Annotated in this window: 26 protein-coding genes; 21 read left to right on the forward strand and 5 right to left on the reverse strand. The window is 33.0% G+C overall.

Annotated elements, in window-relative coordinates:
- The first annotated feature begins 77 nt into the window (after positions 1–77).
- The 10 genes from porW (at position 78) to atpG (ending at position 8,905) form a co-directional block, all read left to right on the forward strand.
- Complete coding sequence (gene porW, locus AC061E_RS00380; protein WP_478284494.1) at positions 78–2,702, forward strand: type IX secretion system periplasmic lipoprotein PorW/SprE; 2,625 nt, start codon at positions 78–80, stop codon at positions 2,700–2,702.
- Positions 2,703–2,705: 3 nt separating this feature from the next.
- On the forward strand, positions 2,706–3,107 hold the full coding sequence (locus AC061E_RS00385) for a bactofilin family protein (protein ID WP_144889975.1): 402 nt from the start codon (positions 2,706–2,708) through the stop codon (positions 3,105–3,107).
- 25 nt (positions 3,108–3,132) lie between these two features.
- Positions 3,133–3,318, forward strand: coding sequence for an AtpZ/AtpI family protein (locus AC061E_RS00390; RefSeq protein WP_254906633.1), 186 nt, complete (start codon positions 3,133–3,135; stop codon positions 3,316–3,318).
- Positions 3,315–3,698 carry a hypothetical protein gene (locus tag AC061E_RS00395; protein ID WP_478284495.1) on the forward strand — a complete coding sequence of 128 codons (384 nt, stop codon included), beginning with the start codon at positions 3,315–3,317 and terminating at the stop codon, positions 3,696–3,698. The genes AC061E_RS00390 and AC061E_RS00395 overlap by 4 nt, the downstream gene beginning before the upstream one ends.
- A 131-nt stretch (positions 3,699–3,829) precedes the next feature.
- Positions 3,830–4,981, forward strand: a complete 1,152-nt coding sequence (atpB, locus tag AC061E_RS00400) for a F0F1 ATP synthase subunit A (RefSeq protein ID WP_478284496.1) — start codon at positions 3,830–3,832, stop codon at positions 4,979–4,981.
- Positions 4,982–5,022: 41 nt separating this feature from the next.
- On the forward strand, positions 5,023–5,226 hold the full coding sequence (gene atpE, locus AC061E_RS00405; protein WP_039113322.1) for an ATP synthase F0 subunit C: 204 nt from the start codon (positions 5,023–5,025) through the stop codon (positions 5,224–5,226).
- A gap of 75 nt (positions 5,227–5,301) precedes the next feature.
- Positions 5,302–5,793, forward strand: a complete 492-nt coding sequence (locus tag AC061E_RS00410) for a F0F1 ATP synthase subunit B (protein ID WP_158728084.1) — start codon at positions 5,302–5,304, stop codon at positions 5,791–5,793.
- Positions 5,794–5,797: 4 nt separating this feature from the next.
- Positions 5,798–6,331 carry an ATP synthase F1 subunit delta gene (gene atpH, locus AC061E_RS00415; protein ID WP_478284497.1) on the forward strand — a complete coding sequence of 178 codons (534 nt, stop codon included), beginning with the start codon at positions 5,798–5,800 and terminating at the stop codon, positions 6,329–6,331.
- Between the two features lie 38 nt (positions 6,332–6,369).
- Entirely contained in the window at positions 6,370–7,947 is a 1,578-nt protein-coding gene (atpA, locus tag AC061E_RS00420) for a F0F1 ATP synthase subunit alpha (protein WP_144889987.1), read from the forward strand.
- Between the two features lie 97 nt (positions 7,948–8,044).
- Positions 8,045–8,905, forward strand: coding sequence for an ATP synthase F1 subunit gamma (gene atpG, locus AC061E_RS00425; RefSeq protein WP_478284498.1), 861 nt, complete (start codon positions 8,045–8,047; stop codon positions 8,903–8,905).
- A 57-nt stretch (positions 8,906–8,962) separates the two neighbouring features.
- On the opposite strand, the gene AC061E_RS00430 is transcribed toward atpG, so the two are convergent.
- The 3 genes from AC061E_RS00430 to AC061E_RS00440 form a co-directional block, all read right to left on the reverse strand.
- Positions 8,963–9,214, reverse strand: coding sequence for a hypothetical protein (locus AC061E_RS00430; protein ID WP_478284499.1), 252 nt, complete (start codon positions 9,212–9,214; stop codon positions 8,963–8,965).
- 284 nt (positions 9,215–9,498) lie between these two features.
- Positions 9,499–9,714: a hypothetical protein gene (locus AC061E_RS00435; RefSeq protein ID WP_478284500.1), complete on the reverse strand. Its 216-nt coding sequence runs from the start codon at positions 9,712–9,714 to the stop codon at positions 9,499–9,501.
- A 317-nt stretch (positions 9,715–10,031) separates the two neighbouring features.
- Positions 10,032–10,199 carry a hypothetical protein gene (locus tag AC061E_RS00440; RefSeq protein ID WP_158634574.1) on the reverse strand — a complete coding sequence of 56 codons (168 nt, stop codon included), beginning with the start codon at positions 10,197–10,199 and terminating at the stop codon, positions 10,032–10,034.
- Between the two features lie 377 nt (positions 10,200–10,576).
- Between AC061E_RS00440 and AC061E_RS00445 the strand changes: the two genes are divergently transcribed.
- The 4 genes from AC061E_RS00445 to AC061E_RS00460 all read left to right on the forward strand — a co-directional run bounded on the left by AC061E_RS00445 (position 10,577) and on the right by AC061E_RS00460 (position 15,973).
- The gene (locus AC061E_RS00445) at positions 10,577–11,002 is read left to right on the forward strand and encodes a hypothetical protein (protein ID WP_478284501.1); all 426 of its coding nucleotides are present in this window, start codon (positions 10,577–10,579) and stop codon (positions 11,000–11,002) included.
- 101 nt (positions 11,003–11,103) lie between these two features.
- Positions 11,104–12,285 carry a helix-turn-helix domain-containing protein gene (locus AC061E_RS00450; RefSeq protein ID WP_478284502.1) on the forward strand — a complete coding sequence of 394 codons (1,182 nt, stop codon included), beginning with the start codon at positions 11,104–11,106 and terminating at the stop codon, positions 12,283–12,285.
- Between the two features lie 150 nt (positions 12,286–12,435).
- Entirely contained in the window at positions 12,436–14,142 is a 1,707-nt protein-coding gene (locus AC061E_RS00455; RefSeq protein ID WP_478284503.1) for a helix-turn-helix domain-containing protein, read from the forward strand.
- 127 nt (positions 14,143–14,269) lie between these two features.
- Positions 14,270–15,973, forward strand: a complete 1,704-nt coding sequence (locus tag AC061E_RS00460) for a S8 family serine peptidase (RefSeq protein ID WP_478284504.1) — start codon at positions 14,270–14,272, stop codon at positions 15,971–15,973.
- Between the two features lie 141 nt (positions 15,974–16,114).
- Here AC061E_RS00460 and AC061E_RS00465 read toward each other — a convergent pair whose 3' ends face one another.
- Both AC061E_RS00465 and AC061E_RS00470 read right to left on the reverse strand, forming a co-directional pair.
- On the reverse strand, positions 16,115–17,182 hold the full coding sequence (locus AC061E_RS00465) for an SDR family oxidoreductase (RefSeq protein WP_478284505.1): 1,068 nt from the start codon (positions 17,180–17,182) through the stop codon (positions 16,115–16,117).
- 93 nt (positions 17,183–17,275) lie between these two features.
- Positions 17,276–17,839, reverse strand: a complete 564-nt coding sequence (locus AC061E_RS00470; protein WP_478284506.1) for a Crp/Fnr family transcriptional regulator — start codon at positions 17,837–17,839, stop codon at positions 17,276–17,278.
- Positions 17,840–18,202: 363 nt separating this feature from the next.
- Here AC061E_RS00470 and AC061E_RS00475 point away from each other — a divergent pair, with 363 nt between their 5' ends.
- The 7 genes from AC061E_RS00475 to lolB1 all read left to right on the forward strand — a co-directional run bounded on the left by AC061E_RS00475 (position 18,203) and on the right by lolB1 (position 24,704).
- Positions 18,203–18,646, forward strand: coding sequence for a GNAT family N-acetyltransferase (locus tag AC061E_RS00475; protein ID WP_478284507.1), 444 nt, complete (start codon positions 18,203–18,205; stop codon positions 18,644–18,646).
- Positions 18,647–18,657: 11 nt separating this feature from the next.
- Positions 18,658–19,086: a hypothetical protein gene (locus tag AC061E_RS00480; protein ID WP_478284508.1), complete on the forward strand. Its 429-nt coding sequence runs from the start codon at positions 18,658–18,660 to the stop codon at positions 19,084–19,086.
- Positions 19,087–19,215: 129 nt separating this feature from the next.
- Positions 19,216–20,682: a lipopolysaccharide biosynthesis protein gene (locus tag AC061E_RS00485; RefSeq protein WP_478284509.1), complete on the forward strand. Its 1,467-nt coding sequence runs from the start codon at positions 19,216–19,218 to the stop codon at positions 20,680–20,682.
- Between the two features lie 219 nt (positions 20,683–20,901).
- Complete coding sequence (gene dut / locus AC061E_RS00490) at positions 20,902–21,336, forward strand: dUTP diphosphatase (RefSeq protein ID WP_478284510.1); 435 nt, start codon at positions 20,902–20,904, stop codon at positions 21,334–21,336.
- A gap of 110 nt (positions 21,337–21,446) precedes the next feature.
- Complete coding sequence (locus AC061E_RS00495; protein ID WP_478284511.1) at positions 21,447–22,457, forward strand: sugar phosphate nucleotidyltransferase; 1,011 nt, start codon at positions 21,447–21,449, stop codon at positions 22,455–22,457.
- 112 nt (positions 22,458–22,569) lie between these two features.
- Complete coding sequence (locus AC061E_RS00500) at positions 22,570–23,919, forward strand: tetratricopeptide repeat protein (RefSeq protein WP_478284512.1); 1,350 nt, start codon at positions 22,570–22,572, stop codon at positions 23,917–23,919.
- Positions 23,919–24,704: a lipoprotein insertase outer membrane protein LolB1 gene (gene lolB1, locus AC061E_RS00505; protein WP_478284513.1), complete on the forward strand. Its 786-nt coding sequence runs from the start codon at positions 23,919–23,921 to the stop codon at positions 24,702–24,704. The genes AC061E_RS00500 and lolB1 overlap by 1 nt, the downstream gene beginning before the upstream one ends.
- The last annotated feature ends 14 nt before the right edge of the window (positions 24,705–24,718 follow it).

Here is a 24,718-nt window from a genome sequence, read left to right on the forward strand (position 1 = left end):
ATCAAAAAGAAATGTATTTTTACAAGTTCATATACTAAAAGGTGTATTTCATAGTTAATTGATAAAAACGTTTTCCATTGAAAATCAATATATTTAAAACATTATCTCTCGGGTTACTTCTTACTTTTTTTGTAGCCTGTTCTACAAAAAAAGATACCTTCATTTCTAGAAATTCCCATGCCTTAAGTACAGAATACAACATCCTTTACAACGGACAAATAGCCTTAGACAAAGGAATAAAAACCGTCAACGACAACAGCGATGATAATTTTTGGAATATTCTACCCATAGAAAAAATGCAAATTTCTGAGGAGTTTTCAGCGTCAAACAAAGTTAAAAACCCTGATTTTGAATTGGCTGAGACCAAAGCAACCAAAGCCATTCAAAAACACTCCATGAACATTAACGGCAGAGAGAAAAACATGCAAATAGATGAGGCTTACCTCATGTTAGGTAAAGCGAGATACTATGATCAACGGTTTATACCAGCTCTTGATGCATTCAATTACATTCTTTACAAATATCCTAACAGTAGTAAAATTTACGAAGCTAAGATTTGGCGTGAAAAAACCAATATGCGTTTGGGGAATGACCCACTTGTTATCAAGAATATTAGCAAATTACTAGAAGATCACGAAGTAAAAAAACAAGTTTTTGCAGATGCAAATGCGCTTTTGGCTTCTTCTTTTTTAAATTTAGAACAAAAAGACAGTGCTGTGGCCAAATTAAAATTAGCCATAGATTTTACAAAAATAAACCAAGAAAGAGCAAGATATCGTTTTGTCTTAGCGCAGTTGTATCAAGAGTTAGGGCACAAAGATAGTGCCGTAACAGTATATCAGAATGTGATAGACATGAACAGAAAGGCGGAGCGCAAATTTGTCATTCAAGCACAGGCAAAAAAAGCAACGCTTTTTGATTATCAAAAAGGAGATGTGGCATTGTTCACTAAAACCTTTGACAAATTAATAAATGATCGAGAAAACCGCCCATTTAAAGATTTGATCTTTCATCAAATGGCTTTATTTCATGACAAGCAAAACAACCAAGAACAAGCTGTTGCGTTGTATAATGAATCCTTAAAATCAAATTCTAAAGATCCTTACCTTGTAGCTTCAAACTATAGAAATCTGGGGAATATGTATTTTAGAAATACAAAATATCCTATTGCAGCTAAGTATTATGATAGTACGCTGGTAAAACTTAATGATAAGACTAGAGAGTTTGCAAAAATCAAGAAAATTAGAACGGATCTTGATGAGGTTATTTTGTACGAAACCATTGCCAATAGAAATGACAGTATCCTGCGGGTAGTAGCCATGAGTACAACAGATAGAATTGTGTATTATGAAAAACACATTGCGGGACTCAAAGAAAAAGAAGAACAAAAACGAATACTAGAAGAAAAAAACAAACGCATTGCGGACAATGTAGCTGCAAATTCATCGATTAATTCACCAGATCCAGCTACAAATTTCAGTCCAATACCCCCAGGAGGAAAAAACGCTATGCTTCCGCCATCAGGGAACGCACCTATTTCACAACAAGCACTCAGCACCTTTTATTTTTACAATCCTACCACAGTAGCTTTTGGAAAAGTAGAATTTAAAAAAAATTGGGGAGATAGAGAAGCCATCGGCAATTGGAGAATGGTAAAAGCTACCTCAAATTCTAGTTTGGCAAACGGTGATACTAATTCGCCACTTACAAGCGTAGCAGGAGAAACAACAACTGCCGTTGCAGAGCAATTTACTACTGATTTTTACATCAAGAAATTGCCTACTGAACAAGCCGACTTGGATAAGTTAAATAAAGACCGAAATGAAGCATACTATCAATTAGGAATAATATACAAAGAGAAATTCAAAGAAAATCAATTGGCAATAGCCAAGTTAGAGCAATTACTTTTAAATAATCCTGAGGAAAAATTAGTGTTACCTACCTTGTATAACTTGTACAAATTATACCAAATTACCGATGTGAGTAAAGCAGCCGCTATAAAACAAAAAATAGAGACTCAATTCCCTAATTCTCGCTATGCTCAAATTATAAGCAATACCAGCTCAAGTTCAGTAGCTGTAGAAGAAACTCCAGAAACAACGTATAACAAATGGTATAGAGTTTTCCAGAATGAAGAATATGTAACAGTTTTAGAAAACATAGACCCATTAATTACACAATTTTCAGGTGATGCTATAGTGTCAAAATTTGAATTGCTTAAGGCCAATACCATAGGAAAACTAAGAGGAGTAACGGCCTTTAAAAATGCATTGCAAGATGTTGCTGATAATTATCCAAATAGCGAAGAAGGTAAGGGTGCAGTGCTTACCTTAAAAGAACAAATTCCATTTTTAGAAAAAATAGATTTCAAGACAACAGAAAGCGGTAAGTGGAAAGTATTGTACACCATAGGGAAAAAAGATGTCGAAGCCACTAAACTCTTAACAGATAAATTAACCAAATTTATAAAAGAAAATGATCTAACTGAATTGTCTTTGTCATTTGATGTGTATAATGAAAAAGAAAATTTCATCACAATCCACGGATTTAATTCTAGTGCATTTGCAACGAACATCACAACAAAAATACTAGCATTAAAACCTACTGGGAATGTGCCAAATGCCATTGTGATTAGCAATGATAATTATAAAGTAATCCAAATTAAAAAGAATCTTGAGGCTTATCTAGGTCTAAAAAAATAAACTATGTTTGATAAAAAGCAAAAACCATACACTGATCTTTTAGGTAAAACAAATAGAATTGTAGAAGCTACAACAATCACTGGAGACATATCCTCTAAGGCTGATTTTAGACTGGATGGAAATTTAATTGGAAATTTTCATTCAGAGGGTAAAATTGTTATTGGTCCGTTGGGTAGTGTAAAAGGAGACATAATTTGTAAAAGTGCTGATATAGAGGGGAAATTTGAAGGTAAAATTCAAGTAACCGAACTTTTAAACATTAAAGCAACCGCACGTATTAATGGTGAAGTACTTGTAGGGAAACTTTCCGTAGAACCCGGAGCTGATTTTACGGCTACTTGTACCATGAAAATGATGAATACAAGTCAAACACCAAATGACAGTGAAAAAGGAACCAAAAAATAGTAATGTTAATAAGTGGCTTTTATTTATGGGAATCCCTTTTCAAATGGGGATTGTCATTTTTTTATTCACTTATTTAGGAATATGGCTGGACGGAAAATATACTCATGGAACAACCCCTTGGTTTACCATTGGGCTATCCTTATTTTCTGTTTTTGTTGGGCTATATAATGTTATACGTCAGGTGAACAACATTAATAAAAATAATAAATGAGCAAATTAATTACGTTTTTAAAATATTGTATACCCTTTACCTTACTATTGTATTTTGCACAGCAATATGCCACAACGGCTTTAGGATCTCAACACGATTTTTTTTACACAACTTGGAGTATTTATTTATTTCAATTTATATCATCATTACTCCTATATATAGTACTGCTTTTTGTTCATTCAAAATTACCAGAGTATACCGGTTTTGCTTTTATGGGGATTACGTTTTTTAAAATGATGGCTTCGGTAGTTTTTTTAATTCCTTTGATACAAGCAAAAGGTAGAGAAACTAATTTAGATATCGCTGCATTCTTTATCCCGTATTTCCTATTTTTGTTTTTTGAAACTGTATTTTCAATACGATTGATAAATAAAAGATAAGTTACTTGAAAATAATGCAATGCGATTGTAAAATTCATTTTTTAAAATCATCATTATAATTTTCAATTTTCAATTAAATATGTACCTTTGCAAAAAATTTTAAAAACGTTAAATCAGATACTCAATTAATAATGGTAATTTCAAAAAAATCACTTCAATTCCTGTTAGTAACTTTTCTAGCGTGTATGCCATTGGTTACTTTCGCAAATGAAAGCGCGGATAGTCTTCAAAATCACACTGAGAATGCTGCTCCTGCTGCAGAAGCACACGGAGAAACAGGTCATTCTGCTGAAAAAGAATTTAATGCCACGGAATTGATTAATGATCACATTGGTGATTCGCACGAATTCCATATTGCTGATTGGGGTGGTCACCCTATTTCGTTTTACCTTCCAGTTATTTTGTGGACTAATACTGGTTTAGAGGTTTTTTCTTCGGAGCAATTTCACCACGATAACGAAGGACATCATGTTATTGACATAAACGGTCAAAAATTAGTTCGTTTCAATGAAGTTATTTTTTATGCTGATAAATTTGAAACATTAACAGAAGATCAAAGAAAAAATGGTGCTTTCGCATTTGAAGCAAGGCCACTTGATTTTTCGATTACAAAAAATGTATTCTCCATGTTAATGTCGGCTTTAGTATTGTTCTTCTTGTTTTTTGCAGTAGCAAGATCATACAAGAAAAACCCTAAAGCACCAAAAGGAATCGCTGGTTTCCTAGAGCCATTAGTTATTTTTGTAAGAGACGAAATTGCAATTCCTAATATTGGAACTAAAAAATATGCTAAATATATGCCGTATTTGTTAACCATATTTTTCTTTATCTGGATTAACAACTTAATTGGTTTAATTCCTTTTTTCCCTTTTAGTGCTAACCTTACGGGTAACATCTTCTTTACATTTGTATTGGCCTTGATTACTTTTATTGTAACTACTTTTAGCGGAAGCAAAGATTACTGGAAGCACATTTTGTTGCCACCAGTTCCAAAAGCATTATATCCTATTATGATACCAGTAGAAATTATTGGTATGTTGACAAAACCTTTCGCGTTGATGATTCGTTTGTTTGCTAACATCACTGCAGGGCATATTATCATCTTGAGTTTGGTCTCATTGATTTTTATATTCAAAACAGTAGCGGTTGCACCTATATCTGGAGCTTTCGTAGTGTTCATGAGTGTACTTGAAATGTTGGTTGCGGCGTTGCAGGCATATATCTTCACGTTGTTAACTGCATTGTTTATTGGTCAGGCTGTTGAAGAGCATGACCACCATTAATTTGTGTTTTATTAATTATTAACTATATTAAATTTAGTATTATGGTATTAGCTGGAATCGGAGCTGGATTAGCTGTTATTGGTGCAGGTCTAGGTATTGGAAAAATTGGTGGTTCTGCAATGGACGCTATTGCTCGTCAACCTGAGGCTGCTGGAAAAATCCAGACTGCTATGATTATTGCTGCTGCACTTATTGAAGGTGTTGCACTTTTCGCAGTAGTTGTTGCGTTAATCACAAACGCATAATTAAAGCTTAAAACTTCCTGATACGGTTGGTATCAGGGAGTTTTTATTTCTAAAACAAACTTTAAATATAAATATATGAATTTTACAGCACCAGAGAGTTTAATTTTTTGGACCTCTATCATCTTTATAGTTTTCTTTATCCTGTTAGGGAAATTTGCTTGGAAACCAATTTTGAGCGCGGTAAAAGGAAGAGAAGATTCAATCAACTCTGCTTTAGCTGCAGCTGAAACTGCGCGTTTGGAAATGCAAAATTTAACGGCAGAAAACGAGCGTATTTTACAAGAAGCACGTTTAGAGCGTGATGCTATGTTAAAAGAAGCACGTGAAATGAGAGAGAAAATGATTGCTGATTCAAAAGCGGATGCGCAAGCAGAAGGAGCTCGTATGATTGAGCAAGCAAAAGTTGCTATTGCAGCAGAAAAAAATGCAGCAATGGCTGAATTGAAATCTCATGTTTCTACATTATCTTTGGATATTGCAGAGAAATTATTAAAAAGCGAATTATCTAACAAGGAGGCTCAAACTAAACTAGTTGAGAACATGTTAGGAGACGTAAAATTAAACTAACATTATGTCAGGAACTAGAGCAGCAATTCGTTATGCGAAAGCAATTTTAGAAATCGCACAGTCAAAAGGTGTGGCTGATGCTGTCAATGCTGATATGAAAACTATTGCATTGACTGTTACAGAAAATCTAGAATTGAAAAACTTTATTGAAAATCCAACTTTAAAAGTTGATCAAAAACAAAGTGCTTTACTAGAGGTTTTTGCGGATGCAAATCCTGTGACTAAAAGTTTATTTCATTTGTTATTTGAAAACAAAAGATTTGAAATTCTAGGTGCTATTGCATTAGAATACAATGGATTGTTTGATACAATGAATGGAGTTGAAGTAGCAACTGTTACTACAGCTGTTCCTATGGATGAAGCTTTAGAAGCCAAAGTTTTAGCTAAAATAGCTACTTTGTCTGATAAGAAAATTACAATTATCAATACAGTAGATCCTGCTATTATAGGAGGTTTTATTATTAGAATAGGTGACAAGCAATATAATGCTGCTGTTGCAAACAGATTACAAGTTTTAAAAAGAGAATTAAGTAACTAATTTTTATTACACATTAAGTGTCTAAATTATAAATTAAGATGGCGGAAATTAAACCTGCTGAAATTTCAGCAATATTAAGAAAGCAAGTAGAAGGTTTTGAATCTGGTGCTACACTAGAGGAAGTAGGAACTGTACTTCAAGTTGGAGACGGTATTGCTCGTATTTACGGGCTTTCAAATGTGCAATATGGTGAGTTAGTTGAATTTGAAAACGGACTTGAAGCTATTGTATTGAACCTTGAAGAAGACAATGTGGGTGTGGTACTTTTAGGACCATCTACAGGAATCAAAGAAGGATCTACTGCAAAAAGAACACAACGTATTGCTTCTCTTAAAGTAGGAGAACAAATGGTAGGTCGTGTTGTTAATACACTAGGTTTTCCTATTGATGGAAAAGGACCAATCGGTGGAGATTTATACGAGATGCCATTAGAAAGAAAAGCTCCTGGAGTTATCTTCCGTCAGCCAGTTACCGAGCCATTACAAACAGGTATCAAAGCAGTAGATGCAATGATCCCAGTAGGACGTGGACAACGTGAGCTAGTTATTGGTGACCGTCAAACAGGTAAATCAACTGTTTGTATTGATACTATCTTAAATCAGAAAGAATTTTACGATGCTGGGAAACCAGTATTTTGTATCTATGTAGCTATTGGACAAAAAGCTTCTACTGTAGCAGGAATTGCTAAGATGTTAGAAGAAAAAGGTGCTATGGCTTATACTGTGATTGTTGCAGCTAATGCTTCTGATCCAGCTCCAATGCAAGTTTATGCTCCTTTTGCAGGTGCTGCTATTGGGGAATATTTCAGAGATTCAGGTCGTCCAGCGTTGATCGTTTATGATGATTTGTCTAAACAAGCTGTTGCTTACCGTGAGGTTTCTCTTTTATTGAGAAGACCACCGGGACGTGAGGCGTATCCTGGAGACGTTTTTTACTTACACAGTCGTTTATTAGAGCGTGCTTGTAAAGTAATTGCTGATGATGGAATTGCTAAAAACATGAATGATTTACCAGATTCATTGAAATCAATTGTAAAAGGTGGTGGTTCATTGACTGCTTTACCAATTATTGAAACTCAAGCTGGTGACGTTTCTGCATACATCCCAACAAACGTAATTTCGATTACTGATGGTCAAATTTTCTTAGATGGTGATTTGTTTAACTCTGGGGTTCGTCCAGCGATTAACGTAGGTATCTCGGTATCTCGTGTTGGAGGAAATGCACAAATTAAGTCAATGAAAAAAGTGGCTGGTACTTTAAAGTTAGATCAAGCACAATTCCGTGAATTGGAAGCGTTTGCTAAATTTGGTTCTGATCTTGATGCTGTTACTTTAAACGTAATCGAAAAAGGAAAAAGAAACGTTGAAATCTTGAAACAAGGTTTGAATGATCCTTATACTGTAGAAGATCAAGTTGCTATTATTTATGCAGGATCAAAAAACTTGTTGAAAAACGTACCTGTTTCTAAAGTTAGAGAATTTGAGAAAGATTTCTTAGAATTCTTAAACGCTAAACACAGAGGAACTCTTGATGCGTTGAAAGCAGGAAAATTGACTGACGAAATTACAGATGTAATTGAAACTGTTGCAAAAGAATTATCAGCAAAATATAACTAAAACTAGTCAAAAGTTGTAAAGTCCAAAGTCTTAAATTCAGTTAATCTGTTTTATATGACTTTAGACTTTATAACTTTAAGACATTAGACTAAAAATAATGGCAAATTTAAAGGAAATCCGTAATAGAATTACTTCCGTTTCATCGACGATGCAAATAACATCGGCAATGAAAATGGTTTCTGCAGCAAAGCTAAAGAAAGCACAAGATGCAATCACAGCTATGCGCCCTTATGCCGAAAAATTGACAGAACTGCTACAAAATCTTTCTGCTACATTAGAAGGTGATGCTGGTGGTGAATATACCACACAACGCGACATTAAAAAAGTATTATTAGTTGTAGTAACTTCAAATAGAGGTTTAGCTGGTGCGTTTAATACCAATGCTATAAAAGAAGCCAAAAACCGTGCTGAATTTTATTCAGGAAAGCAAGTAGATGTTTTTGCTATTGGTAAAAAAGGTAACGATGTATTGAGCAAAACTTTAAATGTTGTAGGCAATCAAAGTACTGTTTTTGATAATTTAAACTTTGACAATGTAGCAAAAATTGCTGATGAGTTAATGGAAAAATTTGTTGCTGGTGAGTATGATAAGATTGAATTGATTTACAATCAATTTAAAAATGCTGCTACACAAATTGTTCAAACTGAACAGTTCTTGCCTTTAGCAGCACTGAAAACAGATGTAGTTGTTGCTCCAGGAGATTATATTTTTGAGCCTTCAAAAGAAGAAATTGTTTTAACCTTGATTCCTAAATCATTAAAAACACAATTGTATAAAGGTATTCGTGATTCATTTGCCTCTGAGCATGGAGCTCGTATGACAGCAATGCACAAAGCAACTGATAACGCAACGGAATTGAGAAACCAATTGAAATTGACTTATAATAAAGCACGTCAAGCTGCAATTACCAATGAAATCTTAGAGATTGTAGGTGGAGCGGAAGCTTTAAAAGGATAGTAATTATTTACACAAATAAAAAAAGAGCCAACATTATGTTGGCTCTTTTTTTTGTGGTTAGCTTTTCTTTTTGAATGTTTTAACTGGTTTTTCTGTACTTGTTATAACTAGGGACGTTCTCATTAAAGAGTCAATTTGTTTCTTATCTATAGTCTCTAGCCAAGAATATTTTTTTGTTTTTATGTTTTGCCAGGGATAGGTATTTACTGTTTTTTCTATTTCATGCAAGGCGGTTTTACCTTTTTTTTGGGCGTAAGATGTTGCAGAGATTACTGCAAAGCATAATGTAAAGAAGAAGTATTTTTTCATTTTTATTGTACTGAAATAGCTAAAATTATATTTTCAAATAGTATGCCAATTTGTTAGTTAGCTTAAATTTTCATTGATAAAATTCACAAAAAGTTTCAAGTATTGTATGATTATTTTAAGTAGAAGTGTGATCATTTTATTTTTAGGTATAGTATTTTTATGATGATCTTATTAGGATTCTTTAGATGTGAAAAACGAATTATTTCTATATGAATTTTAATGTATAAGATATATTTTTACTTCAAAGTATGTAGGGTTTATTTAGGATAGATTTAAAATGAAGTTTATGGATTCAGCTCTTTTTTTGATTCTGATTGCTTCTTTTTGTATGTTTCATAGCTGGCTAGTGCTACTGAAAAAAAGAGAATTAGAAAGATGCGTTCTAAGTCCAATACTTTGTAGATGTCGTTGTTTTTTTCATCTTTAAAAAAATTTCGGATAAGTAAAATGAACACAATTAGAAGTATGTTTTGCAACGTTTGAGTAATAAAGTATTTCATTAGATGAGGCTTTTAAACTTCAGTATACTAGTAGTAACTGAAAAGATAGACTTTTCAGATAAATTTTGTAGGTTTTAGGTACTTGAAGTCAGAACTTATTTTTATTGATTTAGTTTTGTCATATCGTTGACTCTCATTTTAAAATATATTTTTATAAACACTAAAGCGATAAACAATCTATAGCCTCTGTATACCCAAATATTAACTGGGAAAGAGAATAATTCGTAGGTGTCTCTGATCTTAATTAAGGAATAAATTAAGTTTATGGTAAAGAAAATTCCAAAGAATAAATAAAAGTTTTTGGGTAGTTTCATTTGTTAGGTATCGTATGGTATTGTTCCCATTAGTCCAGCCATAAAATTAGCCCAATTAGAAATTATCTCAACTGATGCAGCAATAAGCACAAAAAGTGCAGTGAAAATAGTTTCTTTTATAGTTTTTACTTTTGCACTATTTAATTGATCTAAAAATGGTTGTAAATTCATTTTTTCATTTTTTTTAAATCCTTTTTTTAAAAAAGTTTCTCGAGAACTTTTATGCTCATTTTTTAATGGAGATCGTAGCTTTATAAACTCCATGCTCTGTATTTTTTTTAAGGGTTACCTACCAGCTGAATTATTCCCTTTTTTTGATAAAGCTTATATTTTTGACTATCGTTTTATTTTTTAATGCTTTTCATTTCTGAGGTCAAAACTAGGATTGTTGTTGATGATGTGCAAATACTTGTTATCGGAATTCCGTGAATTCCGATAAGTTATATTTTTAAAATAATGAAAATCAACACAATACAATTAACCTAGAAATGTAGTTTTTTACAGCATTTTAATTTATATAATCTACTTTTGCACTAAACCAAACGACAATGACTAACCAACAATTTTTAAAAATAGTGCTTCTGGTACTGTTTCCTTTCTTTTTGTGTGCACAGCCTAGTAAGCCGATTCAAAAGTCGGATTCTTATGAAGATTTAAAACAGGCCTTCATTAAGAATCAAGGTAATGATAAAAAACAGCTTTACTATGCAAATGTCTACATACAACGGGCTCGTAAGAATAATAGTTGTATTAATCTTTCAAGAGGTTATTTTTTATTGTCGTTTTTGTTTAAGGGATCAAAAGCTATTCAATATTTAAATTATTCAATTGCATACGCAAAAAACACAAACGATACAAAATTCCCTGCAGTGTCCTATTCCAAAAAGGGATATGAACTAAAAAAACAATTGCGGTTTAAGGAGGCACTTGATAATTTTTTTATTGCTGAAAGGATAGCAAAAAAAATAATTTAGATTTTTATTATAACGTAAAGCATTCTATCGGAATACTACGCTCTGAAGAGTTGGGTCAGGTTGAAGAAGCACTTGTCCTTTACAGAGAATGTTTTAATTATATGAAGGATAAGGAAGTAAGATCTCCCAGTTATGCAGTAGAATTTCACAGTGTTTTGTTTGCTTTAGCTGATACCCATAAGTCATTGAACACTTTAGATTCTACAAGCTATTACAATAGATTAGGTTATCAAGAATCACGAGCCACCAATGACTTACATTATACGCCATTATTTATTTTAAATGAAGGAGCCAATCAAGTATTAAAGAAAAATTACAAAAGTGCTTTAGACAGTATTTACAAAGCGTTACCGGAACTTATAGAACAAAAAAATTATGGAAACGTTTTGGCATCATATTACTATCTAGGTTTATCTTACGCGGGTAGTGGAAATCGAGGAAAAGCAGTTCAAAATTTCGTCAAGGTTGACTCCATGTATGGTAAAACGAAAAGAATAACCCCAGAATTTATTAGCGGTTATCCTTTTTTAATTTCCCACTATAAGGAAAGAAATGATAAAGAAAATCAATTGAAATATGTTAGCAAGTTAATGTCTATCGATAGCACGTTACAAAAAAACTATAAAGAATTAAGTAAAAAAATGCAATTAGAGTACGATACCCCGCACTTAATTGCAGAAAAAGAAGCCTTAATACAATCTTTGGAAGAAAAGCAGTCTGCTTCATATATATGGATTGTAGTTTTAGTTGTGGGCGTTTCTGGCTTGATTGGTTACCAATTTTACTTAAAAAAACAACACCAAAATCGATTTGAAGCAATTCTGAATCCAGCCATATCTGTAGCAGAAAATAGTACTGTTCTAGAAACGCAGCTTACCACGCCTGATGCTAAAGAAAGTCAATTACAACAGAGTTTATCAAATGAAATTGTATTTGAATTACTGGAAAAATTAACAGTGTTTGAAAACGATAAAGGCTTTATAGAAAACACAATTTCTATTCAAAAACTGGCTTTGCAACTAAATACCAATACTAAATATTTGTCTAAGGTCATTAATGAACAAAAAGGTAAAACGTTTGTAAAATACATCAATGAGCTCCGGGTAAATGAAGCAGTTTTGCAATTGCAAGCAAAATTTGTTTTGCAAAATTATACCATAGCTTCCTTAGCAAGTGAGTTTGGTTTTAATTCGGCGGAAGCCTTTTCGGCTGCTTTTTATAAAAAGTATAAAATCAAGCCTAGCTTTTTTATCAAAGAGTTAAGTAAAACTAGAGCTAGTTAACAGTCTTAAAATAAGCAAATAGAATTTTAGGTATCGGAATTTTAATGATTTCAATATGTAAAAATTGATTCCGCGTGAAACCATTTCAAATGTAGTTTTTTTTCAGCGTTTTAATTAACATCATCTACTTTTGTACTAAACCAAACTACAATGACTAACCAACAATTTTTAAAAATAGTGCTTTTGGTACTGTTTCCTTTCTTTTTGTGTGCACAGACAATCAAACCGTTTCAAAAATCGGATTCTTATGAAGATTTGAAACAAGAGTTTACTTCACAGAAAAGTGATCACCATAAGAAAAGATTTATTTTGGAAATCATTTCAAATTCTTATTCTAAAAAAAATAATTTAAATCTTTCACGCGGTTTTTATCTTTTATCAACTTTATACAAAGGAAATAAAGCAATTCAATACCTTGATTCATCTATTGCTTATTCCACTAATCAAAATGATTATAATTTTCCAGCGTTATCTTATTCTAGAAAGGCATATGAATTAAGAATGCAATTTAAATATAGCAAGGCTTTGGACAATTACTTTAAAGCAGAAAAATATGCTAAAGGTAATAACGAAGATTTAAATTTTTATATCAAGAGGTCAATTGGTGTTTTGAGGTCAGAGGAATTAGGCGAAGTAGAGGAGGCTTTGTTACTATACCGTGAATGTTTAAATTATATAAGAAAAAAAGATATATCTTCTAAAAAATACAGTAGCGATTATCACAATCTTTTATTTGTGCTTGCAGATGCGCATAAATCATTAAACAATTTAGACTCTGCTAGTTTTTATAACAAATTAGGTTTTAAAGAATCTATTAAAACCAACGATAAGTTTTATATACCCTATTTTATTTTAAATGAAGGTGCAAATGAAATGTTTAAGAAAAATTATAAAGCATCTTTAGATAGTATTAATAAGGCATTACCTCAGATAATATTAGATAAAAACTACGGTAATATACTGGCTTCTTATTTTTATTTAGGAAAATCTTACGCTGGTATGAGTAATGAAAAGAAAGCGATTCAAAATTTTATCAAAGTTGATTCCATGTATTTATTAAATAAAAGAATTACACCAGAGTTTATCAGCGGGTATTCCTATTTAGTTGAATATTACAAAAAAATTGGAGACAAAGAAAATCAATTAAAATTCTTGAATAAGTTTATGAGTATTGATAGTATATTACAAAAAAACTATAAGCAATTAAATAAAGTTTTAGTAAAAGAATACGATACCCCGCATCTAATTGCAGAGAAAGTAGCCTTAATACAATCTTTGGAAAAAAGGCAATCTACTTCTTATATCTGGATTGTAGTTTTAGTTGTGGGCGTTGCTTGCTTGATTGGATACCAATTTTACTTAAAAAAGCAACTCCAAAATCGATTCGAAGCCATATTTCATTCTGCATTACCTATTGAAGAAAATAGTATTATTCTAGAAACACAGCTTACCACATCTGATGCTAAAGAAAGTAAAGTACAACAGAGTTTATCAGACGAAATAATACTTGAATTACTGGAGAAATTAACAGTATTTGAAAACGATAAAGGCTTTTTAGAAAACACAATTTCTATTCAAAAACTGGCTTTGCAACTAAACACCAATACTAAATATTTGTCTAAAGTTATCAATGAACAAAAAGGGAAAACGTTTGTTCAATACATCAATGAGCTACGGGTATATGAAGCAGTCTTGCAATTGCAAGCACAACCTGTTTTGCAAAATTATACCATAGCTTCCTTAGCAAGTGAATTTGGCTTTAATTCGGCGGAAGCTTTTTCGACTGCTTTTTATAAAAAATATAAAATCAAGCCTAGCTTTTTTATCAAAGAATTGAGTAAAACTAGAGCAATTTAACTGTTTTAAAATAAGCAAATAGAATTTCAGATAGCGGAATTCACGGAATTCCAGTAACAACTTTACATTTTTATTTACAGGAATCGTTCAACTTTAATACATTTGAACCATTAAAATTACCTTAATCATGAAATTATTGCCGCTTTATTATTTTACTTGTTTTCTTTTTATTGCAAATTTTGTAAGTTGTTTTTCTCAAGAGAAAACGACAAGCAGTAATTTACTCACCACAAAGCAAGATGGTTCATTAAATAATTGGTTTCAGAAAGATTACTTGCAAGACGGTATACCTGGAATTTCTCTAAATAAATGGTATGGTCAAAATACCACAAAGCCAAAAAAGAAGGATATAATTGTAGCCGTTATTGATACTCAAATCGATTTAAAACATGAAGATTTATTGGGTCAAATTTGGACTAATACAAAAGAAATTAATAATAATGGTATTGACGATGACAATAACGGTTATGTTGACGATGTAAACGGTTGGAACTTTGCTGGTACTAAAAGTGGTGGTTACATAGTTTGGGGGAATTTTGAATTTGTAAGAATCATAAGAGAGTGGAATTCTAGATTTAAAGATAAAAAGGAGAATCAGGTAGCATCAAAAGAACTTTATGATTATAGAGAATATCACAGAGCATTGCAATTATTTGAGACTCGGAATGCTGATTATAAAAACTGGTTAGAAAATCAAAAATATAGTATTTTAACTTATCCAATAGCTAGAGATAGTTTAAAGCATTATTTTCCGAAAGAGGACTATACTTATAAACAATTAGATAGTCTTTATAATAAATATAAAATAAATGATAAAACATATAGACAAAGAAGAGAGGACAAGGACTATGATATAGGAGCAATGGTTGGTTTTTTGAAGCGAAAATTTGATTTAAACGAAAATACTTTAGAAGATATTATAGAGACTAAAATACAGGTAGATTCGATAGTTAATAAAAATTTGAACTTAAATTTTAATGAACGGGAAGCTCTAGGGGATAATGCTTATGATCTAAAAAAAGGTTATGGTAATAATTTAGTTAGTAACAACAAAGTTGGTCATAGAAAAATTCAAGATCATTGCACAAAGGTTTCAGGAATTATAGCAGCAAATAGAAATAATGATTTTGGAATTAATGGAATTTCAGAAATGGTAAAGATAATGCCTTTAAATATTTCTTACTCTGGCGATGAACACGATAAGGATATTGCAATGGCAATTTATTATGCGGTTGATAATGGAGCGAAAGTCATCAATATGTCATTTGGAAAAGAATTTTCTTTGCATAAAAAATGGGTAATAGACGCTTATAAATATGCCGAAAAGCATGATGTTTTGCTGGTTCATGCTGCAGGGAATAATAGTTTTAATGTTGATGAAAACCCATATTATCCTAGTGATGTTGATTACGAAAACCCAGATGAAGTTGTAGAAAATTTTATAACTGTAGGTTCAATATCTCAAAAAATAGATAGTAATTTTATATCTAAATTCTCTAATTATGGCAAAAAAAATGTGGATTTATTTGCTCCCGGAGATAAAATTTATACAACAACTGCAGGAAATAGTTATGTGTATGATTCAGGAACTTCACTTGCTACACCTATGGTTTCTGGAACAGCGGCTTTGATTTGGTCGTATTTTCCTAAACTTAGTGCTAAGGAAGTGAAACAAATTATTCTGGAATCCGGAACTGAATATGACATTGAAGTTTTGATTCCTGGCGGTGAGGGTAAAAAAGCTAAATTTTCTGAACTCTCTAAATCAGGGAAAGTATTAAATGTCTATAACGCGATGCAACTAGCAGAAAAACAAACTCGTAGAAAGTAGTAGACTTATAATTCCTGCAAATTGTATTTGACTTTTTTTCCATAGGACTGCCCCCAAATAGTGTCTAACTATTTGGGGGCAGTTCATATCCTGTTTCAAATCCCTTTTTTAGATTAACGCTACTAAACCTGCATCTACAAACTAAGGTATCAAACGTTCCGAACGAAGTTTTGCAAAAAGTTCGTAGAAGGAATCTTCGGTATTTTTAAAAACGAGAAAACCTAGTTTTCTACTTTTAGACATATCTGTATTTACTTCTATAGGTCGTCCTAGGTCAAGATCAGTATGCCAAGGCGAAGCAAGTTGGTTAAGATCCAATTCTTTAAGCCCATTTTCAGTCGCGATTTTTTTCCAAACTTCGCTATCTTTTTCCATTTGTTTTTCTAGAGGATGCATCGTTCCATCATATCCTTTTACTTCGAGTCCAAACGAATCTCCTATTTTTTTCCAAAGCCATTTCCATCGAAAAAAGTCGCCATTGACTACATTGAAAGCTTCGTTAAATGCCTGCTCAGTTGTAGAAGCCCAAATTAAATGTGCTGCTAATACTTCAGCATCGGTCACATCTGAAAGTCCGTTCCATTGCGCCTCTGAACCTGGCCATTGAAATGGTTTGCCAGTTGCTTTGCAAATACTAGCATAGATAGCAAGTGTTGTACCCAAGTTCATTAAGTTTCCTACTGCTTTTCCAATTACTGTATGCGGACGGTGAATGCTCCACGTAAATCCATCTCGAGCTGCAGCAACATAGACTTCATCTTCTTGTGCGTAATAAAAATTATCGATATCTAAACGCGGTTGTTCTTCCCTAAACGGAGTTTCGGGCAAAAAACCTTCTTTGGCATAAGCCTCAAATGGCCCCAGATAATGTTTGAGTCCTGTTACTAAAGCTACGTGTTGAACTGATTTTTTAGGAGATAAAACATCTAATAAATTCCGAATCATTAAGCTATTTACTCGTATGTTTTCGAGCTCAGAATCTTGACGCATCCAGGTTGTAATGTATATGTGTGTGGGTGCTATATTTTGTAAAGCTAGTTTTAAACTGTCAAGATCCAATAGATTGGCAACTACGGGTTGCAATCCAGGAATGTCTTGTCTTGGGTTGCGGGCTAATCCATATGTTGTACAACCTTTGTTTATTAGTTGCTGAGAGAGTGCGCTTCCCGTTATTCCGGTTGCTCCCACTACAAGTGCTATATTTTTCATATACGTATTTTTAAATTTGTAGATACAAAATTCATCAATACAAATAGGAAAGCAAAGGATCTATATCACATAAAACAAGTGACATAGATCACATTAATGTGAGAGTCTGCTCAAGGTTTCTCGAGAAATTCCGAGGTAGGAGGCTACTAAAGTTTTAGAAAGACGCTGAATCAAGTTTGGATATAATTGAATAAATTGAGTATAACGCTCCTCTGAATTTTTGCTCATTAGTGAAAGAACCCTATTTTGAAGCGCAATAGAACCTGCTGTCATTTTTTGTAAAAAAAAGAATTCGATTTTCGGTAGTTCGCTACATAATTTAGTTCTGTTTTCAAGCGAAATGTAATACGTTTGAGCATCCTCTAAACAATCAATATTTAACGTAGCATTTTGTTCGTTATAAAAACCTTGATTATCTGTTATCCACCAATCTTCCATTGCAAATTGTAAAATATGACTTTTGCCTGATTTGTCTAAATAAAATGATCTGAGCAATCCTTTTAGAACAAAATGAACGTAAGGAACCGAGTTTCCTTGTTGCAGAATATATTGGTGTTTTTTGTACTTTCCTATTGAAAAATAAGAAAGTACCACTTGAAACTCAGCATCCGTTAATGGTACAATTTTATCGATTTGATTTTTTAAAATTTCTTGCATCTGGATGTTTCTTACTGTTTAGGTAAAAATACACTTAAAATAGTTTATTTAAATAGCAGCAGCGAAACATAGCACAAATATTAGGAAATAAAGTCTGCTATTTTACTAAACAAGGTTTTGATTTTACAAGTAGCAGTTTTTTAATTTTAATGAATATTTTTTTCAATCATTATTGTAAAAGTTACTTTATGATAATTAGAATTTTTACTATGAATGCAAGCTATAAGCTGTGGTTTTATGTGTTACGTTATAGATATCACTTATTTATTTTAAAATTTTCGATTAGATTTCTCAAAAATTCATCCCATCATCACTTTTAATCTCATTCCTTTTTCTCTAATTTTACATCTTTGAAAAGCAAATATGAAATTAGAACTTAAAGAACTTACTACCAAAGAACAAATGCTGGCACAATATGCTGTCATGTTGTACTTGTATACCAACTTTACTTACGAAAAATACGATGCGTATCTCACTGAGATGATTCCGCATAACTACAAACAAATTGCTGTTTTTGAAGGAGATGTTTGTGTAGGACTTTCTGGTTTGTGGTCTGGAACGAAGCTTTGGTCTGGCAAGTACCTCGAAATTGATAATTTTATCGTTCACCCCGACCATCGTAAAAAAGGAATTGGCAAAATGATGACTGATTATGTAGATGTTAAAGCTAAAGAACTTAGTTGTACCATGATTGTATTAGATGCTTTTACAGGAAACTTCAATGCGCATCGTTTTTATTACAATCAAGGATACGCGCCTAAAGGATTTCATTTTTTAAAAATTATTAACGAAGACGGTTTAAGCTAAAACGCATTGGTATGAAAACAAGCTTTATAAGTATCCTATTTTTAGTGTTCGTATGTAGTTTTATCTCTTGTGGAACAAATCCAGATTTTCAATCGCACTTTCCTCAAAAAATAAAAAAAACATTTGTCCAAAAAAACACTTTTTTTATAGAGTTTGACCAACCATTGTCAGCAAATTTAGAACTCATTTCGGTTCATTATAACAAGCAAAATGCTGCCTTGCAAAGTGCTTCACAGTTATCTTTCAAAGCTATCTTGAAAGCCACTGCTGCACCCACTGATCTTATTTTGGACGTAGATCCAGCCAAAGAATATGGCAATAAAGCACCCGCAATATACCAACCCCAATTTAAGCTAGAACCTAACCAAGCCGTTTTAGAATATAAATTAAATCACAAAACGTATTTTTACAAAATACAAAATGTGGTGATCCAGCAATAGCTTAAATAAGAACCGTTTTAGAAAGGCTATACATCAAGCGGGTGGTAGACCAAAACAAAACCCTACCGCAAGCAATTTCAGCTAAGAATTTCTTATTTTTGTCGCTTTAATTTTAATATACATATCATTTTGGGATTATATAAAAGTCTTTTTAAACAAACAGCTATTTACGGTCTAGCCACGGTTATTCCCAGGATGTTTAGCTTTTTTTTAGTACCCTTGTACACAAAATACCTACCTGTAGAAGAGTTTGGTAAAGTGTCTATGATTTTTGCTTGGCTTATTATTTTTAATGTTGTTTTGTCCTATGGTATGGAAACCGCTTTCTTTAGGTTTTACAATAAAGAGAATGATAAAAAATCAGTTTTAGAAACAGCCTCAGTATCTATCTTTTGGACCTCCTTATCTTTTTTATTTTTAGCGCTACTGTTTCGCAATAAATTAGCCCTTTGGTCAAATATAGATGTTCAATACATCACCTATACCATTTGGGTTCTTGTACTAGATGCGCTGGTAATCATTCCGTTTTCTAAGTTAAGAGTACAACAAAAACCGTTGCAGTACGCCGTTATAAAAATAGGAAACGTTACAGTGTATCTTTTGCTCAATTTGTTCTTCTTGATTTATTTGCCTTACTTGGCAGAGTCAAATCCAGGTCATTTTTTTAGTACATTATACCAAGAAGAATATCAAATAGGCTATATTTTTGTGTCAAATATTGTAGCCAGTTTGCTCACTTTTGTAGTATTGTCACCTGATTATTTAAAACTAAAATGGCATTTTGATTACCAGCTTTGGAAACGCATGATGCAATACGGAATGCCTATTATGGTAGCCGGACTTGCATTTGCCATCAACGATCAGTTTGACAAAATTTTATTGGGAAAATTATTGCCAGCAAACATTGCCGATGCAGAAGTAGGAGTGTATTCCGCTTGTTATAAACTTGGTTTGTTTATGGTCTTGTACCGTACGGCCTACACCTTAGGTATCGAACCTTTCTTTTTTAGCCATGCTGATAGTAAAGATGCACCACAAACCTATGCCACAATAACCAAATATTTTGTCATTTTTGGGTCGTTCATATTACTCTCGGTTATCGTTTTTGCCGATGTTTTAAAGGTAATTATGATTCAGGACGAGTCCTATTGGGAAGCCATGAAAGTAGTGCCCTTAATTATTCTAGCTAATTTTTTCCTGGGCATTTACACCAACCTTTCCGTTTGGTACAAACTCATTGATAAAACCTATGTAGGTGCTTACATCTCAATCGTAGGAGCCATCATCACACTAGCGCTCAATTACCTGCTAATCCCAACCATGAGTTATTACGGTTCGGCCATAGCCACAATAGCAGCTTATGGTAGCATGATGACCATCTCTTATTATTTCGGAAACAAATATTACCCCATACCGTATGACAGCCGTAAAATTTTTATGTATCTCTTGATTTCAATCGGATTTTCAGCGATTTCATTTTACGGATTCCGGGAGAATTATTTCGTAGGAATCCCGTTATTGCTTATGTTCCTTTATTTTATATACCACAACGAAAAAGAATTATTAACCCAAATACTAAAACGTAAAGCAAAGTAGTATCAAATTTTCTAGGAGCTTATCGCGCCCTTCGTTTCAAGCTTTTTCCTAAAATTGTTTTTTTCTACGGCTCAAAAGGAGCTTCTTGCAGTCGCTCTTTTCACCCTCGAAAAAAACACAATTTTATAAAAAAAGGCTTTCCACTTCGGTCACGGCTAAAAAAGCGCACTTCCTAAATAAGACTATCTGATCCTGAAAACTAGCTCAAATAAATACATTATGAATATCAACATCATCAACAAATCACAACACGACTTGCCTAGCTATGAAACCATCGCCTCGGCAGGAATGGATTTACGAGCCAATATCACAGACTCAATTACCTTAAAACCATTAGAAAGAACCATCGTAAAAACAGGTCTTTTTATAGAACTACCTATTGGGTACGAAGCACAAGTAAGACCACGTAGCGGACTAGCAGCAAAAAATGGTGTAACCGTACTAAACGCACCCGGAACTGTAGATGCGGATTATCGTGGAGAAATTGGAGTAATTTTAGTAAATTTATCCAATGAAGATTTTACCATTCAAAACGGAGAACGCATAGCGCAATTAGTTATCGCAAAACACGAACGTGCCGAGTGGACTGTAGTTCAAGAATTATCAGAAACCTCGAGAGGAGAAGGCGGTTTTGGTAGTACGGGAGTCAAATAAAGCCCCCTTACCCCCGAAGGGGGAATTGATAATTACAAATAGAAACAATATAAATTTAAATCCTACTTACCCCTAGTAGTAGTTCCCCCTTCGGGGGTTAGGGGGCTCATATGAAAATAATCGTTCCTATGGCTGGTCGTGGATCACGCCTTCGCCCACATACATTAACCATTCCTAAACCATTAATCCCTATTGCCGGCAAACCAATCGTACACCGTTTGGTTGAAGACATCGCGGGAGTTTTAAATCAAGATATTGAAGAAGTAGCTTTTATCATTCATGAAAGTTTTGGTCAAAAAGTGGAAGAAGAACTTTTGGCAATAGCTGCAAAACTAGGTGCCAAAGGAACTATTTATTATCAAAACGAAGCCTTAGGAACCGGTCACGCCATTATGTGTGCCAAAGAATCTTTGAGCGGACCAGCGGTAATTGCCTACGCAGACACCTTAATACGTGCCAAGTTTGACTTAGACACAACTGCTGATAGTGTAATTTGGGTAAAACAAGTAGACCAACCAGAAGCTTTTGGTGTGGTAAAATTAAATGCGAACAATGAAATCGTTGAGTTGGTTGAAAAACCAGCGACTTTTGTTTCAGACTTAGCGGTTATCGGGATTTACTATTTCAAAGATATTGCAGTAATTAAAAACGAATTGCAGTTAGTGCTTGACAATAACATCATTCACGGAGGCGAATACCAAATCAATGACGGAATAAAACAAATGATGGCCAAAGGCATGAAATTTGTCCCTGGTAAAGTGGAGGAGTGGATGGATTGCGGTAACAAAAACGTGACTGTAGAAACCAATTCTAGAATGTTAGGATTTTTACATAATGATAGTGAATCCCTAGTTGATGAAAGTGTAAAACTAGAAAACGCAACTATTATACCACCATGTTATGTTGGTAAAAACGTAGTGTTGGTTAATGCTACTGTTGGCCCAAATGTTTCACTTGGAGATGGTTGTCATGTGGTAAATAGTACGGTAAAAAACAGTTTGGTACAAACGCATTCGCATATAAAAAATGCTGTCTTAGACAATGCCATGATTGGGAATCATGCTAGTTTTGACGGGAATTTTACCAGCATCAGTATTGGGGATTACTCCGTTTTAGAATAAAAAAAGCACCAGCGTTTTACAAGTTTTAATTTTTTTTAAGCTGTGAAACGCTGGCTAAAATATTCAATGTGGTTTTTGTATTAATTGTGATATAATTGAGTTGTAATAAGATATGAAAAACAAAGCTTTTTTACTTTTTATACTTGGAATTTTAGGATTCCCTGCATTGCTATGCGCACAAACAGAACCCGAAGAAATCAAGCTTGATACAGATCAATTTCAAGAACTTTTTTATGAATCGTTACTTCAAAAAGGGATTGAGAATTATGACAAAGCTATAGCTGCTCTAGAAAAAGCTGATAAATTTAAACCTAATGATGCAACCGTTTATTTTGAGCTGGGCAAAAATTATTTATCCTTAAAAGACTATCAAAATGCCTATACCTCATTTGAAACGGCTACCAAGCTTGATCCTAAAAACAGATGGTATTGGATAGGAATGTATGATGTAAGTTATGAAACTAAAAACTTTACCCAAGGTATAACAATAATTAATAAATTGATAGAATTTGACCCTAAGTATAAAGAAGATTTAACGTCACTTTATATGGGTACCAATCAGTTTGAAAAAGCATTGGCACTGATTCAAGAACTGAATGAAACGGTAGGAAAAACAGATAGAAGAGAATTGTACAAAAGCCAGATCTTGGCACAAGGAAAATATCAGAATCTAGAAATCAATAATCTAGAAGAACAAATTGTCAAATATCCGCAGCAGGAATCAAATTATATTAGCCTAATCTTTTTGTATACCAAGAACAATGAAGATGCAAAAGCATTTGAAATTGTAAAAAAGTTAGAAAAAGCAATTCCAAATTCAGAGTGGGCTCAAGTCAGTTTGTTTAAAACATACCTTGAAGGCAATGAAGCTCAAAAAGCCATTACGGCTATGAATGTAGCACTAGCAAGTACAAAAATTGACTCAAAAATAAAGCATAGAATCTTAAATGAATTTTTAATTTTCACACAAAAAAATCCACAGTACGCACCTGATTTAGAAAAAGCAGTCGCAACGTTTAATAATGATACGAGTGTGGATGTAAACAAAGAAATTGGGAAATTTTTTCAAAATAAAAAGCAGTGGGATAAGGCAGTAGTATATTATGAAAAATCAGCTCAAAGAGGATTGGGTGATGTCCTTGAGACTAATTTACTTTTGTTTCAGGCGTACGTGGAGCAGAAAAATTTTAGTAGCCTAGCACCCAAAGCCGAATCTTTGATAGAAACCTATCCTTCACAAGCACAGTTTTATTTTTACGCCGGCTTAGCATACAACCAGTTGAAACAATTCAAGAAAGCAAAAGACTATTTAGAAATGGGCATGGATTATGTAGTAGAAAATAAGGAACTTGAAATCAATTTTAATAAGCAACTAGGAGAAGCCTATAATGGTCTAGGTGATTTTAAGAAAAAAGATTTATTTTTCTCAAAAGCAAATCAATTATTAAAAGAAAAAAAGTAATGAAAAAAGGAATATATGTGGTTTTATTGGCGCTTGTAATGGTTTCTTGTAAATCTAAGGCCGTTGCTGTAGCCACAGTAAAAGAGCCTCTTGTTGAGACAAATGTCATGACGGCCAAAAAAATTATTGAAAACCATTACAACAACAAAACTGATTTTTCAACTCTGTACATCAAGTCTAGTGCTCGGTATAGTGACGATAAACAAACTCAAAATGTAACCGCCGAAATACGAATCAAGAAAGACGAGCAAATTCTAGTAAGCATTCGTTTTTTAGGAATTACTATGGCCAAAGCCTTGATAACTCCTACCGCAGTGAGTTATTATGAGAAAATAAACAACAGTTATTTTGAAGGTGATTTCAGTAGCTTAAGCCAATGGTTAGGAACTGATTTAGATTATTCTAAAATTCAAAATCTGTTATTAGGTCAGGCGCTTGATGACTTGAGAAAAGGCAAATACACTGAAACAATTTTGGATCAAAGCTATAGATTAGATGCTGTAACAAATGAAAACACACAAAAATCATTTTTCTTAGACAGCAATCAGTTTTTAATTCAAAAACAAGAAATTACGCAACCTAAAGAAGAGCGTATGATAAAAGTAGCCTATTTAGGAAACAAAGAGTATGACAATATGAAACTGCCTACAGCCTTACTGATCAATACTTTTCAGAAAAAAGGAAGTACAGAAATCAATTTAGAATACAATTCGGTTTCTTTTAATGAGGAACTTTCTTTTCCATATAGTGTACCAAATGGGTACAAAAGAATTTTAATTAAGTAAATTAGCAAAAATAT

The organism is Flavobacterium sp. GNP011, assembly GCF_056428925.1.

Coding starts and splice junctions, on each gene's coding strand:
- AC061E_RS00450 (WP_478284502.1), top strand. CDS start 11,104: ATGAAGGATAAGGAAGTAAGATCTCCCAGTTATGCAGTAGAATTTCAC.
- AC061E_RS00385 (WP_144889975.1), top strand. CDS start 2,706: ATGTTTGATAAAAAGCAAAAACCATACACTGATCTTTTAGGTAAAACA.
- AC061E_RS00410 (WP_158728084.1), top strand. CDS start 5,302: ATGAATTTTACAGCACCAGAGAGTTTAATTTTTTGGACCTCTATCATC.
- atpB (WP_478284496.1), top strand. CDS start 3,830: ATGGTAATTTCAAAAAAATCACTTCAATTCCTGTTAGTAACTTTTCTA.
- AC061E_RS00470 (WP_478284506.1), bottom strand. CDS start 17,839: ATGCAAGAAATTTTAAAAAATCAAATCGATAAAATTGTACCATTAACG.
- atpG (WP_478284498.1), top strand. CDS start 8,045: ATGGCAAATTTAAAGGAAATCCGTAATAGAATTACTTCCGTTTCATCG.
- AC061E_RS00430 (WP_478284499.1), bottom strand. CDS start 9,214: ATGAAAAAATACTTCTTCTTTACATTATGCTTTGCAGTAATCTCTGCA.
- AC061E_RS00460 (WP_478284504.1), top strand. CDS start 14,270: ATGAAATTATTGCCGCTTTATTATTTTACTTGTTTTCTTTTTATTGCA.
- AC061E_RS00480 (WP_478284508.1), top strand. CDS start 18,658: ATGAAAACAAGCTTTATAAGTATCCTATTTTTAGTGTTCGTATGTAGT.
- AC061E_RS00455 (WP_478284503.1), top strand. CDS start 12,436: ATGACTAACCAACAATTTTTAAAAATAGTGCTTTTGGTACTGTTTCCT.
- AC061E_RS00475 (WP_478284507.1), top strand. CDS start 18,203: ATGAAATTAGAACTTAAAGAACTTACTACCAAAGAACAAATGCTGGCA.
- atpE (WP_039113322.1), top strand. CDS start 5,023: ATGGTATTAGCTGGAATCGGAGCTGGATTAGCTGTTATTGGTGCAGGT.
- AC061E_RS00495 (WP_478284511.1), top strand. CDS start 21,447: ATGAAAATAATCGTTCCTATGGCTGGTCGTGGATCACGCCTTCGCCCA.
- AC061E_RS00465 (WP_478284505.1), bottom strand. CDS start 17,182: ATGAAAAATATAGCACTTGTAGTGGGAGCAACCGGAATAACGGGAAGC.
- AC061E_RS00390 (WP_254906633.1), top strand. CDS start 3,133: ATGGGAATCCCTTTTCAAATGGGGATTGTCATTTTTTTATTCACTTAT.
- AC061E_RS00445 (WP_478284501.1), top strand. CDS start 10,577: ATGACTAACCAACAATTTTTAAAAATAGTGCTTCTGGTACTGTTTCCT.
- atpH (WP_478284497.1), top strand. CDS start 5,798: ATGTCAGGAACTAGAGCAGCAATTCGTTATGCGAAAGCAATTTTAGAA.
- AC061E_RS00395 (WP_478284495.1), top strand. CDS start 3,315: ATGAGCAAATTAATTACGTTTTTAAAATATTGTATACCCTTTACCTTA.
- dut (WP_478284510.1), top strand. CDS start 20,902: ATGAATATCAACATCATCAACAAATCACAACACGACTTGCCTAGCTAT.
- atpA (WP_144889987.1), top strand. CDS start 6,370: ATGGCGGAAATTAAACCTGCTGAAATTTCAGCAATATTAAGAAAGCAA.
- AC061E_RS00440 (WP_158634574.1), bottom strand. CDS start 10,199: ATGAATTTACAACCATTTTTAGATCAATTAAATAGTGCAAAAGTAAAA.
- AC061E_RS00435 (WP_478284500.1), bottom strand. CDS start 9,714: ATGAAATACTTTATTACTCAAACGTTGCAAAACATACTTCTAATTGTG.
- lolB1 (WP_478284513.1), top strand. CDS start 23,919: ATGAAAAAAGGAATATATGTGGTTTTATTGGCGCTTGTAATGGTTTCT.
- AC061E_RS00500 (WP_478284512.1), top strand. CDS start 22,570: ATGAAAAACAAAGCTTTTTTACTTTTTATACTTGGAATTTTAGGATTC.